At 67.3% G+C, this 21,501-nt stretch carries 16 protein-coding genes; 14 read left to right on the top strand and 2 right to left on the bottom strand.

The window, feature by feature from the left end:
• Positions 1-23: 23 nt before the first annotated feature.
• The 9 genes from ku to RPR59_RS01125 all read left to right on the top strand — a co-directional run bounded on the left by ku (position 24) and on the right by RPR59_RS01125 (position 8,712).
• Positions 24-899 (top strand): non-homologous end joining protein Ku, encoded by an 876-nt coding sequence (gene ku / locus RPR59_RS01085; protein WP_313915777.1) that lies wholly within the window; start codon positions 24-26, stop codon positions 897-899.
• A gap of 124 nt (positions 900-1,023) precedes the next feature.
• Positions 1,024-3,546 (top strand): DNA ligase D, encoded by a 2,523-nt coding sequence (gene ligD, locus RPR59_RS01090; RefSeq protein ID WP_313915779.1) that lies wholly within the window; start codon positions 1,024-1,026, stop codon positions 3,544-3,546.
• A 75-nt stretch (positions 3,547-3,621) separates the two neighbouring features.
• The gene (locus tag RPR59_RS01095) at positions 3,622-4,578 is read left to right on the top strand and encodes a DnaJ C-terminal domain-containing protein (protein WP_313915781.1); all 957 of its coding nucleotides are present in this window, start codon (positions 3,622-3,624) and stop codon (positions 4,576-4,578) included.
• A gap of 7 nt (positions 4,579-4,585) precedes the next feature.
• Positions 4,586-5,548, top strand: a complete 963-nt coding sequence (locus RPR59_RS01100) for a YihY/virulence factor BrkB family protein (protein WP_313915783.1) — start codon at positions 4,586-4,588, stop codon at positions 5,546-5,548.
• Positions 5,545-6,348 carry an enoyl-ACP reductase FabI gene (gene fabI, locus RPR59_RS01105; RefSeq protein ID WP_313915785.1) on the top strand — a complete coding sequence of 268 codons (804 nt, stop codon included), beginning with the start codon at positions 5,545-5,547 and terminating at the stop codon, positions 6,346-6,348. The genes RPR59_RS01100 and fabI overlap by 4 nt, the downstream gene beginning before the upstream one ends.
• Positions 6,349-6,359: 11 nt before the next feature.
• Complete coding sequence (locus RPR59_RS01110) at positions 6,360-6,884, top strand: GNAT family N-acetyltransferase (protein WP_313915788.1); 525 nt, start codon at positions 6,360-6,362, stop codon at positions 6,882-6,884.
• 64 nt (positions 6,885-6,948) lie between these two features.
• Complete coding sequence (locus RPR59_RS01115; protein WP_313915790.1) at positions 6,949-7,164, top strand: DUF559 domain-containing protein; 216 nt, start codon at positions 6,949-6,951, stop codon at positions 7,162-7,164.
• Positions 7,161-8,228: a chorismate synthase gene (gene aroC, locus RPR59_RS01120; RefSeq protein WP_313915791.1), complete on the top strand. Its 1,068-nt coding sequence runs from the start codon at positions 7,161-7,163 to the stop codon at positions 8,226-8,228. The genes RPR59_RS01115 and aroC overlap by 4 nt, the downstream gene beginning before the upstream one ends.
• A 154-nt stretch (positions 8,229-8,382) precedes the next feature.
• Positions 8,383-8,712 (top strand): hypothetical protein, encoded by a 330-nt coding sequence (locus RPR59_RS01125; protein ID WP_313915793.1) that lies wholly within the window; start codon positions 8,383-8,385, stop codon positions 8,710-8,712.
• A gap of 236 nt (positions 8,713-8,948) precedes the next feature.
• Here the strand turns inward: RPR59_RS01125 and RPR59_RS01130 are convergent, their stop codons facing one another.
• Complete coding sequence (locus RPR59_RS01130) at positions 8,949-10,238, bottom strand: adenylosuccinate synthase (protein ID WP_313915795.1); 1,290 nt, start codon at positions 10,236-10,238, stop codon at positions 8,949-8,951.
• Between the two features lie 125 nt (positions 10,239-10,363).
• A complete protein-coding gene (locus RPR59_RS01135; RefSeq protein ID WP_313915797.1) occupies positions 10,364-13,387 on the bottom strand; it encodes a PAS domain-containing protein in 3,024 nt (1,007 codons plus the stop codon).
• A gap of 116 nt (positions 13,388-13,503) precedes the next feature.
• On the opposite strand from RPR59_RS01135, the gene RPR59_RS01140 reads away from it, so the two are divergent.
• The 5 genes from RPR59_RS01140 to RPR59_RS01160 all read left to right on the top strand — a co-directional run bounded on the left by RPR59_RS01140 (position 13,504) and on the right by RPR59_RS01160 (position 21,500).
• Positions 13,504-14,511 (top strand): fumarylacetoacetate hydrolase family protein, encoded by a 1,008-nt coding sequence (locus RPR59_RS01140; RefSeq protein ID WP_313915799.1) that lies wholly within the window; start codon positions 13,504-13,506, stop codon positions 14,509-14,511.
• A 28-nt stretch (positions 14,512-14,539) separates the two neighbouring features.
• On the top strand, positions 14,540-16,177 hold the full coding sequence (gene treF, locus RPR59_RS01145) for an alpha,alpha-trehalase TreF (RefSeq protein WP_313915801.1): 1,638 nt from the start codon (positions 14,540-14,542) through the stop codon (positions 16,175-16,177).
• Positions 16,178-16,255: 78 nt separating this feature from the next.
• Positions 16,256-18,895 carry a glycoside hydrolase family 3 C-terminal domain-containing protein gene (locus RPR59_RS01150; protein WP_313915804.1) on the top strand — a complete coding sequence of 880 codons (2,640 nt, stop codon included), beginning with the start codon at positions 16,256-16,258 and terminating at the stop codon, positions 18,893-18,895.
• Between the two features lie 120 nt (positions 18,896-19,015).
• The gene (locus RPR59_RS01155) at positions 19,016-20,299 is read left to right on the top strand and encodes a 3-methyl-2-oxobutanoate dehydrogenase (2-methylpropanoyl-transferring) subunit alpha (protein ID WP_313915806.1); all 1,284 of its coding nucleotides are present in this window, start codon (positions 19,016-19,018) and stop codon (positions 20,297-20,299) included.
• Between the two features lie 196 nt (positions 20,300-20,495).
• Positions 20,496-21,500 (top strand): alpha-ketoacid dehydrogenase subunit beta, encoded by a 1,005-nt coding sequence (locus RPR59_RS01160; protein WP_313918264.1) that lies wholly within the window; start codon positions 20,496-20,498, stop codon positions 21,498-21,500.
• Position 21,501: the final 1 nt, after the last annotated feature.

The raw sequence follows: 21,501 nt of genomic DNA on the forward strand, positions 1-21,501 counted from the left end.
TCCGAAACACGAGGGAGCAGGCGATGGCGGCACGCGCATACTGGCAGGGGCAGATTCGCTTGGCGCTGGTTTCGATCCCGGTGGAAATCTACACCGCGACCAAATCGGGCGCCAAGGTCTCGTTCCGCCAGATCCACGAGCCGACCGGCAAGCCGATCCATTACGAAAAGGTCGTCACCGGCGTCGGTCCCGTCGACACCGACGAGATCATGAAGGGATATGAGGTCGAGAAGGACAGTTACATCCTGCTCGACCAGGAGGAGATCGACGCGGTCAAGCTCGAATCGAAAAAGACGCTGGAGCTGACCCAGTTCGTCGATGCGCACGAGATCGACGTGCTGTATTTCGAGAAACCCTATTTCGTGGTGCCGGCGGACGACCTGGCCGAGGAGGCGTTCATCGTGCTGCGCGAGGCGCTGAGGAAGACGAAGAAGGTCGGGCTGGGCCAACTGGCGCTCAGGGGCCGCGAATATGTCGTCAGCCTGAAGCCGTGCGGGCGCGGCATGGTGCTGGAGACGCTGCGTTATGCCGAGGAGGTCCGCAAGGCCCAGAGCTATTTCCGCGACATTCCCGACGCGACACCCGACGAGGACCTGCTCGACCTGGCCGAAAGCCTGATCGAGAAGAAGACGGCGAAGTTCGACGCCAGCGAATATCACGACCGCTATGTCGATGCGCTGCGCGAGCTGATCGAGAAGAAGCGCAAGGCCAAGGGCGGAAAGGTGGTCGAGACCGAGGAGGAGACGACCGGCCGCGACGCATCGAACGTCGTCGACCTGATGTCGGCGCTGAAGAAATCGCTGGAAAAGCCCGAGGGCGGCGCGAAGAAGACGACGCGGAAATCATCAACATCGCGCAAATCGTCCGCGAAAAGCGCGAAGGCGAAGAAAAGTGCGTAGTGTTTCCAATCGTCATTCCCGCGCAGGCGGGAATCCATACGCGCGGCGCCGAAGTTTTTTCTGCTCCGTTCCGAGACCATGGGTCCCCGCCTGCGCGGGGATGACGGTTGGTGGGTAGCTGCCGATGGCCAAGTCCGACCCCCTCGCCACCTACAACGCCAAGCGCGACTTCAAGAACACCGCCGAGCCGGCGGGCACGCTCGCCAGGGGGCACGGCAACCGCTTCATCGTGCAGAAGCACGATGCGACGCGGCTGCACTGGGATTTCCGCATCGAGATGGACGGGGTGCTCAAAAGCTGGGCGGTGACCAGGGGGCCGAGCCTCAATCCCGACGACAAGCGGCTGGCGGTGCGGACCGAGGACCATCCGCTGAGCTATGGTGATTTCGAGGGCACGATTCCGAAAGATGAATATGGCGGCGGGACCGTCATGCTGTGGGACGACGGAACCTGGGCGCCGATCAAGGGCAAGTCGGCGAAGGATCTGGATAAGGGGCACCTCCATTTCGTGCTCGACGGCGAGCGGATGAAGGGCGAGTGGCTGCTGATCCGGCTCCGGCCGCGTGGGCGCGAAAAGCGCGAGAACTGGCTGTTGCGCAAGATCGACGATGCCGAGGCCGGCGGGTCCGACACGCTGGTCGAAACCGCGCTCACCAGCGTCAAAACCGGACGGACGATGCAGGAGATCGCCAACTCCTCCCCGGCACGGGGAGGAGGAGCGCGCGCGAAGCGCGTGGTGGAGGGGGAGAAGCGGCAAGCGGAACAGGGCGAGGCAAAGCAATCCCGGCAGGCGAAGCGTTCGCGGCGATCCCCCTCCGCCGCCTCCCCGAAACGGGGAGGAATGTCAGCGCCGGGCTTCCAGGACGTGCAGCTCGCGACGCTGGTCGACGAGGTGCCTTCGGGGAACCAGTGGCTGCACGAGATCAAATATGACGGCTACCGCGCGCTTCTGAGCATCGGCAAGGGCAGCCCGCGCATCTTCACCCGGTCGGGGCTCGACTGGTCGGAGAAGTTTCCCGACATTGTCGAGGCGGCCGCATCGCTGCCCGGCGCGGCGCTGATCGATGGCGAGATCGTCGCGTTCAAGGACGGGCGGCCCGATTTCTCCACCTTGCAGAATGCGATCTCCAACGGCGGCGAGATGACGCTGTTCGCCTTCGACCTGCTGCACGAGGCGGGCGAGGATCTGCGCGGGGCGCCGCAGGTGCAGCGCAAGGAACGGCTCGCCGCGCTGCTCGCCGGCTGCGACGAACGCATCCATTATGCCGAGCATGTGCTGGGCGCGGGCGAGAAGCTGTTCGAGGCGATGTGTCGCGAAGGCTATGAAGGCATCGTCTCGAAGCGCGTCGATGCGCCCTATCGGGCTGCGCGCTCAAGGAACTGGCTCAAGATCAAATGCACGAAGCGACAGGAATTCGTGATCGTCGGCTGGTCGGAAAGCTCGGCCAGGGGGCGGCCCTTTTCCTCGCTGCTGCTGGCGGTGAACGAGGGCGGCGGGCTGCGCTACGCCGGGCGCGTCGGCACGGGGTTCGATGCCGATACGCTGGAGAGTCTGAGCGCGAAGTTCAACGCAATCGCGCGCAAGACGCCGCCGGTGGACGTGCCCAGGGCGGCGGCGAAGGGGGCGCACTGGGTTACGCCGAAGCTGGTGGCAGAGGTCGCGTTCGGCGAATTCACCGCCGAGAATGTCGTGCGCCATGCCAGCTTTCTCGGGCTGCGCGAGGACAAGGAGGCGGGCGAGGTGGTGACCGAGAAACCGCAAAGGGCCGAAACCACGGCCGCCGGAACGGGCGTGAAGATTTCGCATCCCGACCGCGTGATCTTTCCCGATGCCGGCATCACCAAAAGCGAGCTTGCCGACTATTACGCGGCGGTTGCCGGCATCCTGCTGCCCTGGGCGGCGAATCGGCCGGTCAGCCTGGTGCGTTGCCCGCAGGGGCGGTCGAAGCAATGCTTTTTCCAGAAGCACGACGCCGGCAGCTTCGGCGACGCCGTTCACCATGTCGACATCGAGGAAAAGGACGGCAAGACCGAACCCTATCTCTATATCGACGATATCAGGGGGCTGCTGACCTGTGTGCAGATGGGCACGATCGAATTCCACGGCTGGGGCAGCCTCGTCGCCGATGTCGAAAAGCCCGACCGCATGGTGTTCGACCTCGACCCCGACGAGGGGCTCGATTTCGGCGACGTGAAAAAGGCGGCGGAGGACCTGAAACAGCATCTTGCAGACATGGGGCTGGCGAGCTTCGCCATGCTGTCCGGGGGCAAGGGCGTGCATGTCGTCGTGCCGTTGGCGCCGCAGGCCGAATGGCCGGACGTGAAATCCTTTGCCGAACGGTTCAGCCGCGCGCTGGCGCAGGCCGAGCCCGACCGCTTTACCGCGACCATGTCGAAGGCGAAGCGCAAGGGGCGCATCTTCATCGACTGGCTGCGCAACCAGCGGGGCGCGACCGCGGTGCTGCCCTATGTCGCGCGCGCCCGCGAATCCGCGCCGGTCGCCGCGCCGGTGAGCTGGACCGAGTTGAAGGACATCGACACGCCCAAGCGCTTCACCGTCAAGGAGGCCGACACGCTGATCGAGCGGGCCAACAGCCGCGGCCTCGCCGGCTGGGGCGTGGCGGAGCAGGTTCTGCCCGACATCTGACGAAGGCGGACTGATCTTGCACGATGGCACTTCAGCGCCGATGTAACCGCCTGACGCGAATAACACAGGACGGAAATGGCAGACCCTTACGCAACCCTGGGCGTGGCGCGCGGCGCCAGCGAAGCCGATATCAAGAAGGCCTATCGCAAGCTCGCCAAGGAGCTGCACCCCGACCGCAACAAGGACAATCCCAAGGCCGCCGAGCGGTTTTCGCAGGTCACCCAGGCCTATGACCTGCTGACCGACAAGGACAAGCGCGCCCGCTTCGACCGGGGCGAGATCGATGCCGAGGGCAACCCCACCGCCCCGTTCGGCTTCGGCGGCCCCGGCGGCGCGCACTCCGGCGGATACCGGCAGGGCGGCAGCCAGTTCGATTTCGGCGGCGGCGGCGGCGACGAAGGCGATCTCGGCGATATCTTCGAAGGATTGTTCGGCATGGGCGGCGGCCGACAACAGGCCGGCGGCGGTTTCCGCAGCGGCTTCGGCGGGTTCGGGCGCAGGCCCCAGCCCAAGGGCGCCAACGTCGCCTACCAACTGCGCGTGCCGTTCGTCGATGCCGCCGCCCTGAAACCGCAGCGCATTACGCTCGCCGACGGCAAGACGATCGACCTGAAGCTGCCCCCCGGCGTCGAGGACGGCACGCAGATGCGGCTCGCCGGCAAGGGCCAGCCCGGTCCGGGCGGCAATGGCGACGGGCTGGTGACGATCGAGATCCAGCCGCACGCCTTCTTCACCCGCGACGGCGACGATGTCCGGCTCGACCTGCCGATCACGCTGAAGGAGGCGGTCGAGGGGGGGCAGGTGCGCGTACCCACCGTCGACGGGCCGGTGATGCTGACCGTTCCGGCGGGGGCGACGTCGGGCAAGACGCTGCGCCTGAAGAATCGCGGCTTTCACCGGAAACCATCGGGCCGCGGGGACCAGCTCGTCACTCTGATGGTCGACATTCCGGCCGACGATGCCGCGCTGAAGCAGTTCGTCCAGAGCTGGTCCGGCGGCGGCGGCAATCCGCGCGCGCGCATGGGCGTATAGCCGCGGGGTGGCGGAGCAGAGATCGCCCGAATCGCCGGAAGCGCGCCGGCGCGGCCTGGGCGGCCGCGTCCACCGCCGGCTGGGCGACCTGGGGCTCAGCGATCGCGCCATCGAGGTGATCAAGCGGGTGGCGATCGGCGTCTGGTCGGACGGGTTCGTCCATGCCGGCAACCTGGCCTATCTCTCGCTGCTGACGCTGTTCCCCTTCTTCATCTTCGCGGCCGCGATCGCACGCCTCTTGGGCCAGACCGGCGACGGCCTGCACGCGCTCAACGCCTTTTTGCGCACCGTGCCGCCCAACGTCGCCGACGTGCTGCAGCAACCGGTCGCCGACGTGCTGGCGGCGCGGACGGGGGCATTGTTATGGTTCGGCGCGGCCGTCGGGCTGTGGACCGCGGGAAGCTTCGTCGAGACCGTCCGCCTGATCCTGCAACAGGCATACGGCGTCGAATCGCGCCGGCCGTTCTGGGAGAACCGCCTCGGCTCGATCGGATTGATCATCGCATCGGTCATCCTCGTCATGCTGGCCTTCAGCTTTCAGGTGGTGCTGACGGGGATCGAACAGTTCATCACCCGCGTCCTGCCCGTTGCCGACAGCACCGCGCAGGCCGTGTCGCTGACGCGGATCGCGCCGGGTCTTGCATTGTTCGGCGCGCTCTACATGCTGTTCTACACGCTGACGCCCGGCCGCTATCGCAACTCGGACTGCCCCAAATGGCCGGGTGCGGCCTTCACCGCGGGCTGGTGGCTGGCCACCACGGCGCTGCTGCCGGTCGTGCTCGGCCTGCTCGGCAGTTACGACCTGACCTATGGCAGCCTGGCGGGCGTGATGATCACATTGCTGTTCTTCTTCGTCGTCGGTCTGGGCGTGGTCGTCGGCGCGGAATTGAACGCGGCGCTGGCGGAAGAACCGGATTCGGGTCTAGAGGGGCCGAACGAGGCTGAGAACAAGGAGGAACAGGCGTCGTGACCGGATTGATGCAGGGCAAGCGCGGGCTGATCATGGGGCTCGCCAACGACAAGTCGCTGGCCTGGGGGATCGCCAAGCAGCTCGCCGAACACGGCGCGGAACTCGCCTTCACCTATCAGGGCGAGGCGCTGGGCAAGCGCGTCAAGCCGCTGGCCGGGCAACTGGGATCGGACAAGCTGATCGAATGCGACGTGTCCGACATGGACAATCTCGACGCGGCGTTCGCGACGCTCGCCGAGGACTGGCCGACGATCGATTTCGTCGTCCATGCCATCGGCTTTTCCGACAAGAGCCAGCTTCGCGGCCGCTATTACGACACCACGCTGGAAAACTTCCTCCAGACCATGAACATCTCGGTCTATTCGTTCACCGCCGTCGCCAAGCGCGCCCAGGCGATGATGCCCGATGGCGGCAGCCTGCTGACGCTGACCTATTACGGCTCCGAAAAGGTCGTGCCGCATTACAATGTGATGGGCGTGGCGAAATCGGCGCTCGACACTTCGGTCCAGTATCTCGCCGTCGACCTGGGGCGCGACGATATCCGGGTGAACGCGATTTCGGCAGGCCCCATCCGCACGCTGGCGGCAAGCGGCATCGGCGATTTCCGCTATATCCTGAAGTGGAACGAGCTGAACAGCCCGCTGAAGCGCAACATCACCATCGACGAGGTGGGCGGCGCCGGACTCTACCTGCTCAGCGACCTGTCCTCCGGCGTCACTGGCGAGATCCACCATGTCGACGCCGGCTACAACGTCATCGGCATGAAGGCCGAGGACGCGCCCGACATCGCGCTGGGCTGACGGGCGCCGCCATGACCATCGCCATCCGGCCCGCCGCGCCCGCCGACGCCGCCGATATCGACGCGGTGCTGACGGGCTGTTTCCCGCGGCCGGACGAGGCGATGCTGGTCAAGCAGCTCGCCATCGACGGCGAACTGGTGCTGGTGCTCGTCGCGCATGACGAGGAACGGCGCGAGGTGGCGGGGCTGGTCGCGCTCAGCCGGATGCAGGCGGAAATCGGCGGCGACGCCGTGCCGGCCGTGGCGATGGCGCCGGTGGCGGTGCTGCCCGAATTCCGCCGCGCCGGCGTCGCCGAGGCGCTGATCGCCGGCGCGATCGAGCAGATGCGCAAGGCCGGCGCGCTGCTCCTGTTCGTGCTGGGCGAACCGGGCTTTTACGAGCGCTTCGGCTTTTCGGCGGAAACGGCGCAGGGATTCGATTCGCCTTATGCCGGCCCGTTCTTCATGGCGCTGGAGCTGCAGGGTGGCCTGCCCTGCGGCCCGAAGGGTGCGGCGCGCCACGCCGACGCCTTCGCCGCGCTGGCGGGGGACGCGTAGGTCCCTCTCCCCGCGGGGAGAGGGAAGGGGCCCGCCGCCGCAGGCGGTGGAAGAGTGAGGGCCGATGAACGCGGATGCGCAGGAATATGACGATGCCCGAACCGCATTTCTTGAACGCGAGGGCTATCGCGTCGCGCGCTTCACGAATAGCGAGGTACTGCGGAACCGGGAGGGAATCTTGATCGAGATATTGTTGCAGCTTCGCCGATCGCCCTCACCCTCCCGCTCGCCTGCGGCGAGCGGGCCCCTCCCTCTCCCCCACGGGGAGAGGGAACTATGAGCTTCAACACCTTCGGACGCGTCTTTCGGTTCACGACCTGGGGCGAAAGTCACGGGCCGGCACTGGGCGCGGTCGTCGACGGGTGTCCGCCGGGGCTGGCGCTGAGCGAGGACGCCATCCAGCCTTTCCTCGACCGGCGGCGTCCGGGCACGTCGCGCTTCACCACGCAGCGGCGCGAACCCGATGCCGTGCGCATCCTGTCGGGCGTGTTCGACGGGCGCACCACGGGCACGCCGATTTCGCTGATGATCGAGAATATCGACCAGCGGTCGAAGGATTATTCGGACGTCGCCAGGGCCTATCGCCCCGGCCACGCCGATTATGCCTATGACGCCAAATACGGCTTTCGCGATTATCGCGGCGGCGGGCGGTCATCGGCGCGCGAGACGGCGGCGCGGGTGGCGGCGGGCGCGGTGGCGCGGGCGGTGATCGCGGAGGTTTCCATCCGCGCCTGGGTCGAGGAGATCGGCGGCGACGCCATCGATCCGGCCAATTTCGACGCGGAGCAGATCGACGCCAATCCGTTCTTCTGCCCCGATGCCCGGGCGGCGCAACGCTGGGAAGTGCTGGTCGATCAGGCGCGCAAGGCCGGATCGTCGCTGGGCGCGATCGTCGCGTGCGAGGCGACGGGCGTACCCGCCGGCTGGGGCGCGCCGCTTTATGCCAAGCTCGACAGCGAACTGGCGGCGGCGTGCATGTCGATCAATGCGGTCAAGGGCGTGGAGATCGGCGACGGCTTCGCCGCGGCACGCCTGACGGGCGAGGACAATGCCGACGCCATGCGCCCCGGCAGCGACGGCCCGCAATTCCTCGCCAACCACGCAGGCGGCATTGCCGGCGGCATCTCCACCGGACAGCCGGTGCGGGTGCGGGTCGCGTTCAAGCCGACCAGTTCGATCCTGACGCCCGTCCCTACCGTGACGCCCGGCGGCGCGGCGACCGAGATCGCCACGAAAGGTCGCCACGATCCCTGTGTCGGCATCCGCGGCGCGCCGGTGGTGGAGGCGATGATGGCGCTGGTTCTCGCCGATCAGAAGCTGCTGCACCGCGCCCAGTGCGGCTGAGCCGCAACGGCTCGTCGCGCGAATCCACCGGAAATCCGCCAAAGTCCGCACTGGCTGCGACGGAGCGATACGCCTTGGTGCACACCTTTGGCGCAAACGGCGTTGTTCGCTGTGTCCCTCTGATCGAAAATGTGGACTGGAGAAGGAACGAACTATGCGTACCAAAATCTTTGTAGCAGCGACCGCCCTGTTGATCGGCACCTCGCCGATGGCGATGGCGCAGACGACCCCTGCGGGCGACGGCATGCAGCAGACCACGCCGCAGACCGTGCCGCCCACGACGGCCAATCCGGACCCGAACGATCCGATGACCATGCCGGACAGGACGGCGCCCGACACCACCACCCCGGATACGACGACGCCGGGTGACGAGGACAGCACGACGCTGCCCGACCGGACGGACGACGCGGTCAATCCCGATACGGATACAAACGATGACGGGACCCCCGACAGGGACAACGATCCGACGACCCCCCGGCTGTAATCGCAACCATATCCGGCAAAACCAGGGCCTGGGACTTCGCTCCCGGGCCCTTTTCATATGCGCCGCGGCCGGTTCCGGGGCACCTTCCTTTCCGCTCGTGCCGGGCTTGCCCTTCCCGGTCGTGCTGAGCTTGTCGAAGCACCGCCCTTTCTCCCGATCCCGGAAACGCGAAACGCAGTCCGGCAAGCTCGGGACGAACGGGCCCGCATGAGGCCGTCTCGATGCGAGTCAGGCTGTCAGTCGGCGAAGGGATCGCGGACCAGGATCGTGTCCTCGCGCTCGGGGCTGGTCGATACCAGCGCCACGGGGCACTGGATCAGTTCCTCCACGCGGCGGATATATTTGATCGCCTGTGCCGGCAGTTCGGCCCAGCTCCGCGCACCCGCGGTCGATTCCGACCAACCCTCGATATCCTCGTAGATCGCTTCCACCGCGTCCTGATCGGCGGCATGCGCGGGGAAATGGTCGAGCATCCGCCCGCGCAGGCGATAGCCGGTGCAGATCTTCACCGTATCGAAGCCGTCGAGCACATCGAGCTTGGTGAGCGCGATGCCGGTCACGCCGGAAACCGCCACCGCCTGGCGCACCAGCACCGAATCGAACCAGCCGCAGCGCCGCTTGCGGCCCGTCACCGTGCCGAATTCGCGGCCGCGTTCGCCCAGCCGCTCGCCCGTCGCATCGTCCAGCTCGGTGGGAAACGGCCCCGAACCGACACGGGTGGTATAGGCCTTGGCGATCCCCAGCACGAAGCCGACCGCGCTCGGCCCCAGCCCCGATCCGCCGGCCGCCGTGCCGGCAATGGTGTTGGAAGAGGTGACGAAGGGATAGGTGCCGTGATCGACGTCGAGCAGCACGCCCTGCGCGCCCTCGAACAGGATGCGCCGCCCGCGCGCGCGCGCTTCGTTCAGCGTCTGCCAGACGGGCCGCGCAAAGGGCAGGACGAAGCCGGCGACCTCCTTCAGGTCGGCCACGAGCTTGTCCCGGTCGATCGGCGCCTCGCCGAAGCCGGCGCGCAGCGCGTCGTGATGTGCGGTCAGCCGGTCGAGCTGCGGCCCCAGGCTTTCCAGATAAGCGAGGTCGCACACGCGGATCGCGCGCCGGCCGACCTTGTCCTCATAGGCCGGGCCGATGCCGCGGCGCGTGGTGCCGATCTTGCCCGCGCCGCTCGCATCCTCGCGCAGCGCGTCGAGGTCGCGGTGGAACGGCAGGATCAGCGCGCAATTGTCGGCGATCATCAGCGTGTCGGGCGTGACGGAAACGCCCTGTTCGCGCAGCCGCTCGGTCTCGGCGCGAAGCGCCCAGGGGTCGAGCACGACACCGTTGCCGATGGCGCTGGGCGTGCCGCGGACGATGCCCGACGGCAGCAGCGACAGTTTATAGACCTTGTCGCCGATGACGAGTGTGTGACCGGCATTGTGCCCGCCCTGGAAGCGCACCACCATGTCGGCACGCTCGGCGAGCCAGTCGACGATCTTGCCCTTGCCTTCGTCGCCCCACTGGGCGCCGACCACCGCGACATTGGCCACGCGCAATCTCCTTTCGGTGCGGATCGCGCGGGCCATCCGCGCGACAAACGCGGGCTGCCCTAGGCCCTGTTCCGGCAAACGGCAATGGCCGAGGCGACCCGGCATCCGCGCCGGCGAGCGTGGTCCTAACCCTTCCGCTCCTGATCGGTGCGCCGCTTCGCCGTTGCGGCGTCCGGATCGGCGTCGAGCGCGTCCCGCACGGCGGCGGCAAGCGCCTCCACGCCGAACGGCTTGGGCAGCACGGCCGCCGTGGCGCTGAGCCCGCCGGTCTGCTGGATGGCATCGCGGGTATAGCCGCTGGCGTAGAGCAGCTTGAGCCCCGGCACCATCGCGATGGCGCGATCGGCCAGTTCCCGGCCCGTCATGCCCGGCATCACGACATCGGTGAGCAGGAGGTCGGCCTTCGCCCCGTCGCGCAGCAGGTTGAGCGCCTGCGCGCCGTTGGCCGCCTCGATCACGGCATAGCCCAGTTCGCGCAGCGCCTCGGCCGAAAAGGTGCGCAGCCGGTCCTCGTCCTCGACCAGCAACACCGTTTCCTCGCCCCGGCTGTGCGGCACGCCTTGCGCCTGTTCCCGCTCGGGCGAGCGCGGCCGGGCCGCGTCGCCGTCGCGCGGCAACAGGATGCGGACCGTCGTTCCCGATCCGGGCTCGCTGTCGATGCGCACCTGCCCGCCCGACTGGCCGACAAAGCCGAAAATCTGGCTGAGGCCCAGCCCGGTGCCCTTGCCGACCTCCTTGGTGGTGAAGAAGGGTTCGAACGCACGTTCGGCCACGTCCGGCGGCATGCCGATGCCGGTGTCGCTGACCGCGATTTCGACATAATCGCCCGGCGCGACGTCCCATTCCCCGGCGTCGCCTTCCCCCAGCCGGCGGTTCGCGGTGGTGATCGAGACGGTGCCGCCGTCGGGCATGGCGTCGCGGGCGTTCACCGCCAGATTGATGATGCTGTTTTCGAGCTGGCCGGGATCCGCGGTGACATACCACGCCGCGTCTTCGAACGCCGTCGCCACGGCCACGCCCTCGCCGATCGTCCGGCGCAGCAGGTCGAGCATGTCGCCGATCAGCTCGTTCACGTCGACGGCACGCGGCGCCAGCGGCGTCTTGCGCGCGAAATCGAGCAGCCGGCGGGTTAGCGCCGCCGCCCGCGTCGCCCCTTCGCGCGCCGCCTCGACATAGCGTGTCATGTCCTTGCCGCCTTGCGCGCTGCGCCGGTCGATCAGGTCCAGCGCGCCCAGCACCACCGCAAGCATATTGTTGAAATCGTGCGCGATGCCACCGGTCAACTGGCCGATGGCCTCCATCTTCTGCGCCTGGCGCAGCCGATCCTCGGCCGCCATGAGCTGGGCGCTGCGCTGCTCCACGGCATCTTCCAGCTCCTCGCGCGAGCGGGTCAGCACGTCGCGGGCGTCGACGATTTCCTGGATATCGGTGCAGGTGCCGTACCAACGCACGATTCGGCCGCTTGCGTCGTGCATCGGCTGCGCCCGGCCCAGCACCCAGCGATAGACGCCGCTGCGGTGCCGCAGGCGATATTCGATATGATAGGGTTCGCCCGTTTCCAGGCAATGCCGCCATTGCTCGAGCGCACGGGCGCGGTCGTCGGGATGGAACACGTCCTTCCAGCCGTCGCCATCGGTCGAATCCCGCGGCACCCCGGTAAATTCGTACCAGCGATCGTTATAGTAATCGTGATAGCCGTCCGGTCGCGTCGACCAGATGATCTGCTCGATCGAGTTGGCGATGACGCGGAATTTTTCCTCGCTTTCGCGCAGCGCCGCGACCGCTTCGACGCGTTCGACCGCGTCCCAGGTGATTTCCGCGATCGCTTCGATGAAGGTGATGTCGTCGGCCGACCAGTCGCGCGGTTCGGCCTGGCTGACATAGAGGCTCGCCACCCATTGGCCGCCGCGCAGCAGCGGCACCCCCACGCCGGCCGGTGACGACCACGCGACCGGCCTGTTCCCATCGTCCGGATCGTTTTCCGCATCCCGGACCACGACGGCATGGCCGGCGCCATATTCCCTGCGCGCCCCCTCGCCCAGCGCGCCGCGCGGCATCGTGCCCTTCAGCGGGGGGAGGCGCGGCGTCGTCCAGCACGGGCCGAACGCAATCTCGCCGTCGCGGCCGGCGCGGAAGAAGCCGACCCGGTCCGCCTTCAGCCGGCGCCCGAGAGCCGCCGAGGTAAACCGCATGATCGCGGCGGGCGTGTCGAAACCGCGCTGCCGCTCGGCAAGCGAATAGACGAAGGTCTGCGCCTCGGTCGACATGCGCAGCGCGTCGAGCGCCGACAGCTTTTCGGTCACGTCGTTCGCCTCGACGAAGATGTCGGTGACCTCGCCGTTCGCATCGGTGATCGGTTGATAGACGAAATCGAGGATGCGGCGGTCGGGCCCGTCGCCCTGCCGGTCCAGTTCGACCACCACCCCGTCGCCGCGATAGGCCTTGCCGGTGCGATATACGTCGTTCAGCAGGTCGACGAAACCTTGCGCGGCGACCTCCGGCAGCGCTTCGGCAATGGGCTTGCCCACGATCGGGCGGTTGCCGACCAGCTCGCGATAGGCGCTGTTCGCCAGTTGGCAGACGAAGGTCGGACCGTGCAGCACGGCGATCGCGCCCGGCGCCTGTTCCACGAACTCGCTGAACCGTTCGATCTGCGCCGTGCGCTGCCGTTCGGCCATCACCGTCCGGGTGGTTTCGTTGCCCTGGTTCAGGATGCCGGCGACCCGGCCATATTCGTCCTTGATCGGCGTGAAGCTGTAATTCCAGTAGGTTTCGTGCGGAACGCCGTCGCGCTCCATCGGCAACATCTCGTCATAGCCGGCGAAACCGCGCGCCGTGTCCCACACCTCGCGGACCTGCGGTTCGATCACCGACCAGATGTCGCCCCAGACCTCCCGCGCCGGGCGGCCCAGCGCCCAGGGGTGGCGGTCGGCCGGGATCGGCGCCCAGGCGTCGTTGTAGAGGAGGATGAGATCCGGCCCCCAATAGACCGCGGTCGGAAAGCTCGATCCCATGCAGATGTTCAGGGCGAAGCGCAACGCCTGGGGCCACTGCTCGATCGGCCCCAGCGGCGTGCCGGACCAGTCTTTCTCCCTGATCCGCTGCGGCATTTCGCCGGGATGATCGAGAAATCCGAGCCCTGAAAACATGCTCTATCGGATGCGCTGAGCGCATGGCACTGTCAACGCCGCTTGCGCGTTGGCTCGACATCGTGTCGCCACGCGCTATGTGGTGAGGGGATAATAGCGAAAGGCGAGGAAAGCGCATGAAACTGGCCAGCCTGAAGCAGGGACGCGACGGAAGGCTCGTCGTCGTATCGGACGACCTGGCCTGGTATGCCGATGCCGCCCATATCGCGCCGACGCTTCAGGCGGCGCTGGACGATTGGGACCGGATCGAGCCCGATCTGCGCAACCTCGCCACCGATCTCGAGCATGAGGCGATCCCGCGCGAGCGGTTTCACGAACACAACGCCGCCTCGCCGCTGCCGCGCGCCTATCAATGGGCCGACGGGTCGGCCTATGTGAACCATGTGAAGCTGGTGCGGCAGGCGCGCGGCGCGGAAATGCCGGACAGCTTCTGGCACGATCCGCTGATGTACCAGGGCGGCTCGGATGGCTTTCTGGCCCCGCGCGACGACATCCCGCTGAAGGACGAAGGGTGGGGTTGCGATCTGGAGGCAGAGGTGGTCGTCGTCACCGGCGACGTGCCGATGGGCGCGGGCCGCGAGGAGGCGCTGAAGGGCGTGCGGCTGGTCGGGCTGACCAACGACGTTTCGCTTCGCAACCTCATCCCCGGCGAGCTGGGCAAGGGGTTCGGTTTCTTCCAGTCGAAGCCGGCGAGCGCCTTTTCCCCCGTCTTCGTCACGCCCGATGCGCTGGGCGACTGGTGGCGCGACGGCAAGCTCCACCGCAAGCTAATGGTCGACCTTAACGGAGAGCCGTTCGGCCGGGCCGAGGCGGGCGAGGACATGACCTTCGATTTCGGCACGCTGATCGCGCATGCGGCGAAGTCGCGCAAGCTGGGCGCGGGCACGATCATCGGATCGGGCACGGTGTCGAACCGTGATGCCGACGGCGGGCCGGGCAGGCCCATCGCCGACGGCGGCGTCGGCTATAGCTGCCTTGCCGAGGTGCGCACGGTCGAGACGATCGAAGGTGGCGCGCCGGCGACCGACTTCCTGAAGGTCGGCGACACCGTGCGCATCTGGGCCGAGGACGACAACCATCATCCGATCTTCGGCGTGATCGAGCAGACCGTGGCGGCTGCCTGATCGTTTTCGTGGACGGGGATAGCACGCTATGCGGCATTGGCACGCGGGACTTGCGGCATTGGCCTTGAGCGCGCTGCAATCCTGCGCGGACCTGCCGCCGCCGCAAGCCTCCGAGCGTCCCACCACGGGCGTTGCACAGGTGCTGACGCCGGAGGATCGTTTCGGCGATCTGTTTCGCGCGGTGCAGATGCGCCGCATCTTCCGCGACGGGAAGACCTTCGTCGACGCGATCCCCAGGCGCGACAGCGCGGCGATCGTCGCCGACTATGAAGCGCGCGACGACTGGAGCGACGCCGAACTGCGCCGCTTCGTCCTCGCCAATTTCGAGGTGCCGGAGGAATCCGCGCCGGCGCAGCCCCTGGGCAGGGGCACGCACCCCGCCATTCCCATTACCGAGCATATCGCCAACCTGTGGTCGCACCTGACGCGCCAGCCGGTGCAGCGGGAGCCCGGATCCTCGCAGCTCGCCGTGCCGAAACGCTTCGTCGTGCCGGGCGGCCGGTTTCGCGAGATGTATTATTGGGACAGCTATTTCACGCTGCTGGGCGCGAAGGCGGACGGGCATCCCGATCTGGTCGAGGCGATGATCGCCGATTTCAGTCAGCTCGTCGACCGCTTCGGCCATGTCCCCAACGGCACCCGAACATATTATGTCAGCCGGTCGCAGCCGCCGGTGCTGTGGCTGATGATGGGCCTGTCGGATGCGACCGACCGGCCGACGCTCGAACGCCGGCTCGAGATATTGAAGCGCGAGCACGCCTTCTGGATGCGCGGGCGGGATGATGTTTCCGAAGAAACGCCGACCGCCGCGCATGTCGTGCGAATGGCCGATGGCAGCATCCTCAACCGCTATTGGGACATGCGCGATACTCCGCGCGACGAAAGCTACCGCGAGGATGTGCTGACCGCGCGGGCGAGCGACCGCCCGAGCGAGCAGGTCTATCGCGACCTGCGCGCGGCGGCGGAAAGCGGCTGGGACTTTTCCTCGCGCTGGCTGCCCGACGACCACAGCCTCGGCTCGATCGAGACGACCAATATCGTGCCCGTCGATCTCAATGCGCTGCTCTACGGCCTGGAGATGGACATCGCCCGTCGCTGCGCGGCGCTGGGCGAGGATTGCGCGGCCGACTACCGTACGCAGGCGGAGGCGCGCCGGGCGGCGGTCGAACGCTGGCTGTGGAACGAGGAGCGCGGCGCCTATGGCGACTGGAATCTGCGTGAGCGGCAGCTCCAGCCCGAGGTGACGGCGGCGACCGCCTATCCGCTGTTCACCGGCCTGGCGAGCGACGCCCATGCCGACCGTGTGGCACGGACCATCCGCCACCTGCTGCTGGCGCCCGGCGGGCTGCGCACCACCCGCGTCGAGACCGGCGAGCAATGGGATGCGCCCAATGGCTGGGCGCCGCTGCAATGGATCGCGGTCGCGGGGCTGCGCAAGACCGGGCACGAAGCACTGGCGCGCGAAATCGCGACGCGCTTCCTCGCCACCGTGGTCCGCGAATACCGCGCGAGCGGCAAGCTCGTCGAGAAATATGATGTCGAAAAGGTCCGCCCCGGCGGCGGCGGCGAATATCCGCTGCAGGACGGGTTCGGCTGGACCAACGGCGTCACCCGCGCGCTGATCGGCGAATACGGCATGCCGGACATGACCAAAGATCTGCAATGAGAGCGCTACCAATTCCGATCGCCCTCTGATATCGTCCGGCCCGAAGCGCGCGCACCGCGCAGGCGACGGGAGAGGGATATGACGGGCACTCGCAAGGCGCTGGCGATGGCTGCGCTGGCCACCGGCACCATGCTGGCGACGACGGCGTCGGCGCAGCTTTACCGCGACCCGGACGCACCGGTCGACAAGCGCGCCGCCGACATCGTCGGCCGCCTTACGCTGGAGGAAAAGGCCGCGCAGATGCAGAATGCCGCGCCGGCCGTCGAGCGGCTCGGAATCCCGCCCTACGACTATTGGAACGAAGCCCTGCACGGCGTCGCGCGGTCGGGCGAGGCGACCGTCTTTCCGCAGGCGATCGGCATGGCCGCCACCTTCGACCGCGATCTGCTGTACCGCGAAGGCCGCACGGTCGCGATCGAGGGCCGCGCCAAATACAACCAGGCGCAGCGGGAAAGGAATTACGACCGCTATTACGGGCTGACCTTCTGGTCGCCCAACATCAACATCTTCCGCGATCCGCGCTGGGGCCGGGGGCAGGAGACGCTGGGCGAGGACCCGTATCTGACGGGCACGCTGGCGACCGAATTCATCAAGGGCGTGCAGGGCGACGATCCGCACTATCTGGAAGCGATCGCCACGCCCAAACACTATGCCGTGCATTCCGGCCCGGAAAAGCTGCGCCACGAATTCAACGTCGACCCCTCGCCGCGCGACCTTACCGAGACCTATCTTCCGGCGTTCCGCCGCACGATCGTGGACGGCAAGGCCCGGTCGCTGATGTGCGCCTATAACGCCGTCGACGGCACCGCGGCATGCGCCAACGAGAGGCTGATGCAGGATATCCTGCGCGACGACTGGGGCTTTACCGGCTTCATCACGTCGGATTGCGGTGCGATCGACGACATCCTGAACGGCCATCACAATGCCGATTCGATGGCCGAGGCCGCGGCGATGGCGGTCAAGGCCGGCACCGACAGCGGCTGCGATTTCAAGGACGAGATGCTGGCCCTGCCCGAGGCGGTGAGAAAGGGCCATATCGACGAGGCGGTGATGGACCGCGCGCTGGAGCGGCTGTTCGCCGCGCGCATCCGGCTCGGCATGTTCGATCCCGCCGAGCGGGTGCCGTTTTCCGCCATTCCGTTCAGCGCGAACCATTCGCCCGCGCACAGGGCGCTGGCATTGAGGGCCGCGCGCGAATCGATCGTGCTGTTGAAGAATGACGGCGTGCTGCCGATTGCCGACAGCGCCGGGAAAATCGCGGTCGTCGGCCCGGCCGCAACGGCGCTGATCGGGCTGGAGGGCAATTATAACGGCACGCCGGTCGGCGCGGCGCTGCCGCTCGACGGCATCGGGCAGGCGTTCGGCACGGACCGCGTCGCCTATGCCCAGGGCGCGCCCTTCGCCGAACAGGTGCCGGTGATGGTGCCGCGCACCGCTTTTCCCGGCGGGCTGACGGCCACCTTCTACGACAATGCCGAATTTGCCGGCGATCCGGTGGCGACCAAGAGCGTGCCCGCGATCGACGTCAACTGGTCGGGGGTCGCGCCCGCGCCCGGTGTCGCGCCCGAGACCTTTTTCGTCCGCTGGTCGGGCAGGATCGCCCCGCCCGCGCCCGGCGACTACGAATTCGCCCTGGACATGCGGCGCGGCTGCAACGGCGGCACGGGATCGCGGACCTATACGATCCATATCGCGGGCGCGCCCGACCACCGGGTGACGCGATCGTGCAGCGGAGAGGAGTCGGCGGCCGAACCGATGACGGTGCATTTCGCCGACACAAAGCCGCGCGCCTTCTCGGTCGAGCTGGCGCAGCGTTCCGCGGCGCCCGGCAGCATCACCTTCGCCTGGAAGGCGCCGCTCGACGCGCTGCGCGACCAGGCGGTGCAAACGGCGCGAGACGCTGATGTCGTGGTCGCCTTCGTCGGGCTGAACGCCTGGCTGGAGGGCGAGGAGATGCCGCTCGAAATTCCCGGCTTCGATGGCGGCGACCGCACCAGCATCGCGTTGCCGGCGGCGCAGCGGCAATTGCTGGACGCGCTCGAAGCGACGGGCAAGCCGGTCGTGATCGTGCTGCAATCGGGATCGGCGGTCGCGCTTGGCGACAGCGGCGATCGGGCCGGGGCGGTGCTGCAGGCCTGGTATCCGGGCGAGCAGGGCGGCCGGGCGCTCGGCGACGTCCTGAGCGGCAAGGTCAATCCCAGCGGCCGGCTGCCGGTGACCTTCTACGAATCGGTGGACGAGCTTCCGCCCTTTACCGACTACGCGATGCAGGGGCGGACCTATCGCTATTTCGACGGCGCGGTCGAATATCCGTTCGGCCACGGCCTCAGCTATACCGATTTCGCCTATTCCGGGCTGAAACTGGGTGCGCCGACGGTAACGGCGGGCGACACACAGACCGTCAGCGTCACGATCCGCAACACCGGCAGGATCGCGGGCGACGAGGTGGCGCAGCTCTATCTCTCGGTGCCCGGCCGGCCGGCGACGCCGATCCGGTCGCTCAAGGGCTATGAGCGCGTGCACCTGGCGCCCGGCGAGCGCCGCACCGTCAGCTTCACCCTCGATCCGCGCGACCTGGCCTTCGCCGACGACAAGGGCGTGATGCGTATCGCCCCCGCGACCTATCGCCTGTGGATCGGCGGCGGTCAGCCCGACACCGGCGCGCCGGGCGTCTCCGGCGCCTTTTCCCTGACCGGGAGCCTCGCTTTGCCGCGCTGAACCCTGCTCTCCCGGCAACCATGACTCGCTTTCGCCGTTGAAATTTTATAACAACATGGCGAAAGCGAATCCCCGCGCGTTCCTGGAACGACGCGGACCGTCATTCCGTTTGGAGAGAGCATGGCCAGCGAACCGCGCGCCAATCTGAAGCCCTTGTCGCTCCACGTACCCGAGCCGAAATTCCGGCCGGGCGACGAGGTCGATTTTTCCGACATCGCGGTGCCGGCGGCCGATGCCGCGAAGCGCCCGGATGTCGGCGCACATCCCGACAGCTTTCACGAGCTGGCCTACGGCCTGGTCCGCGTGCTCGACCAGGACGACCGGGCGGTCGGCCAGTGGAACCCGCGGCTCGATCCCGACATGCTGCGCCGGATGCTGCGCAACATGGCGATGACGCGCGCGTTCGACGAACGCATGTTCCGCGCGCAGCGGCAGGGCAAGACCAGCTTCTACATGAAATCGACGGGCGAGGAGGCGGTCGCGGTGGGCGCGGCGATGGCGCTCGCCTCCGACGACATGTGTTTCCCCAGCTATCGCCAGCAGGGCATCCTCATCACGCGGAACTATCCGATGATCGAGATGATGAACCAGATCTATTCGAACAAGGGCGACAAGCTGCAGGGCAAGCAGTTGCCGATCATGTATTCGTCGCGGGAAGACGGCTTCTTCTCGATCTCCGGCAACCTCGCGACGCAATATCCGCAGGCGGTCGGCTGGGCGATGGCGAGCGCCGCGAAGGGCGATACCCGCATCGCCGCGACGTGGTGCGGCGAAGGCTCGACGGCCGAGGGCGATTTCCATTCGGCCTGCACGTTCGCATCCGTCTACCGCGCACCGGTGATCCTCAACGTCGTCAACAACCAATGGGCGATTTCGAGCTTTTCCGGCTTCGCGGGCGCCGAGGCGACGACGTTCGCCGCGCGGGCGATCGGATACGGCATCGCCGGCTTGCGCGTCGACGGCAACGATGCGCTGGCGGTCTATGCCGCGACGCTGTGGGCGGCCGAACGCGCGCGGACCAACCAGGGGCCGACGCTGATCGAACATTTCACCTACCGCGCCGAGGGGCACTCCACCTCCGACGATCCCACCGGCTATCGCAGCGCGCAGGAATATTCCAACTGGCCGCTGGGCGACCCGGTCACGCGGCTCAAGGATCACCTCATCGCGCTCGGCGAGTGGGACGAGACCCGGCAGGAAGAGATGGACAGGGAATGCGCCGACGAGGTCCGCAAGACGCAGAAGGAGGCGGAGAAGAACGGCATCCTCGGCCACGGCCTGCACCAGCCGCTCGATACGCTGTTCGAGGGCGTGTACGAGGAAATGCCCTGGCACCTGCGCGAACAACAGCAACAGATGATGGCGGAGGAAGAAGCCTCCGGCCGCCCCTGGGCGCGCAAGTGATGGCGGTTGTGGTGCGAACGGCCATATATTCCTGCGAACGCAGGAATCCAGAGCTTCAAACGCGGCGTGCGCGGCCCTGGGCTCCTGCCTTCGCAGGAGCACGGTTGCCGGCGATAATGGGAATGTACTGGTGAGCGACACACAGGAAATCGAACGCATCGCCCCCACGCCCGAACGCGAGGGCGACACCGCGCGGATGAACATGATCCAGGCGGTCAATTCGGCGATGGACGTGATGATGGCGCGTGACGAAAACGTCGTCGTGATGGGCGAGGATGTCGGCTATTTCGGCGGCGTCTTCCGCGCGACGGCGGGCCTGCAGAAGAAATACGGCAAGCAGCGCGTGTTCGATACGCCGATCACCGAATGCGGCATCATCGGCGTTGCCGTCGGCATGGGCGCCTATGGCCTCCGGCCCGTGCCCGAAATCCAGTTCGCCGATTACATCTATCCCGCGCTCGACCAGCTCGTGTCCGAAGCGGCGCGGCTGCGCTACCGCTCGGCGGGCGAATTCACCGCGCCGATCACCGTGCGCTCGCCCTTCGGCGGCGGCATCTTCGGCGGACAGACGCACTCGCAATCGCCCGAATCGATCTTCGCGCATGTGTCGGGGCTGAAGACGGTGATCCCCTCGACCCCCTATGACGCCAAGGGGCTGTTGATCGCGGCGATCGAGGACAATGACCCGGTGCTCTTCTTCGAGCCCAAGCGCATCTATAACGGCCCGTTCGACGGGCACTGGGACGGGCCGTCGAAGAATTGGTCGAAACATCCCGGCGGCGAGGTGCCGACCGGATATTACCGCATCCCGCTGGGCAAGGCGAACACGGTGCGCGAGGGCGGCGACGTCACCATCCTGTGCTACGGCACGATGGTCCATGTCTGCCAGAACGTGGTCAAGGAAACCGGCGTCGATGCCGAGATCATCGACCTGCGCTCGATCGTGCCCGTCGATATCGCGGCGATCGAGGAATCGGTGACAAAGACCGGCCGCTGCATGATCGTGCACGAGGCGACGCGGACGATGGGCTTCGGCGCGGAACTGTCGGCGCTGGTGCAGGAGCGCTGCTTCTATCACCTCGAAGCGCCGGTGACGCGCGTCACCGGGTTCGACACGCCGTACCCTCACAGCCTCGAATGGGCCTATTTCCCCGGCCCGGTCCGCATCGGCGAGGCGCTCAAGAACATCATGAAGGATTGAC

It is taken from the genome of Stakelama saccharophila, from assembly GCF_032229225.1.
Lineage (GTDB): Bacteria > Pseudomonadota > Alphaproteobacteria > Sphingomonadales > Sphingomonadaceae > Sphingomonas > Sphingomonas saccharophila.

What these genes read in the sequence shown, in the direction of transcription:
- ligD (WP_313915779.1), top strand. Translation starts at nt 1,024, where the DNA reads ATGGCCAAGTCCGACCCCCTCGCCACCTACAACGCCAAGCGCGACTTC.
- RPR59_RS01095 (WP_313915781.1), top strand. Translation starts at nt 3,622, where the DNA reads ATGGCAGACCCTTACGCAACCCTGGGCGTGGCGCGCGGCGCCAGCGAA.
- treF (WP_313915801.1), top strand. Translation starts at nt 14,540, where the DNA reads ATGCGGCATTGGCACGCGGGACTTGCGGCATTGGCCTTGAGCGCGCTG.
- RPR59_RS01110 (WP_313915788.1), top strand. Translation starts at nt 6,360, where the DNA reads ATGACCATCGCCATCCGGCCCGCCGCGCCCGCCGACGCCGCCGATATC.
- aroC (WP_313915791.1), top strand. Translation starts at nt 7,161, where the DNA reads ATGAGCTTCAACACCTTCGGACGCGTCTTTCGGTTCACGACCTGGGGC.
- RPR59_RS01115 (WP_313915790.1), top strand. Translation starts at nt 6,949, where the DNA reads ATGAACGCGGATGCGCAGGAATATGACGATGCCCGAACCGCATTTCTT.
- RPR59_RS01125 (WP_313915793.1), top strand. Translation starts at nt 8,383, where the DNA reads ATGCGTACCAAAATCTTTGTAGCAGCGACCGCCCTGTTGATCGGCACC.
- RPR59_RS01150 (WP_313915804.1), top strand. Translation starts at nt 16,256, where the DNA reads ATGACGGGCACTCGCAAGGCGCTGGCGATGGCTGCGCTGGCCACCGGC.
- RPR59_RS01155 (WP_313915806.1), top strand. Translation starts at nt 19,016, where the DNA reads ATGGCCAGCGAACCGCGCGCCAATCTGAAGCCCTTGTCGCTCCACGTA.
- RPR59_RS01140 (WP_313915799.1), top strand. Translation starts at nt 13,504, where the DNA reads ATGAAACTGGCCAGCCTGAAGCAGGGACGCGACGGAAGGCTCGTCGTC.
- RPR59_RS01135 (WP_313915797.1), bottom strand. Translation starts at nt 13,387, where the DNA reads ATGTTTTCAGGGCTCGGATTTCTCGATCATCCCGGCGAAATGCCGCAG.
- RPR59_RS01160 (WP_313918264.1), top strand. Translation starts at nt 20,496, where the DNA reads ATGAACATGATCCAGGCGGTCAATTCGGCGATGGACGTGATGATGGCG.
- ku (WP_313915777.1), top strand. Translation starts at nt 24, where the DNA reads ATGGCGGCACGCGCATACTGGCAGGGGCAGATTCGCTTGGCGCTGGTT.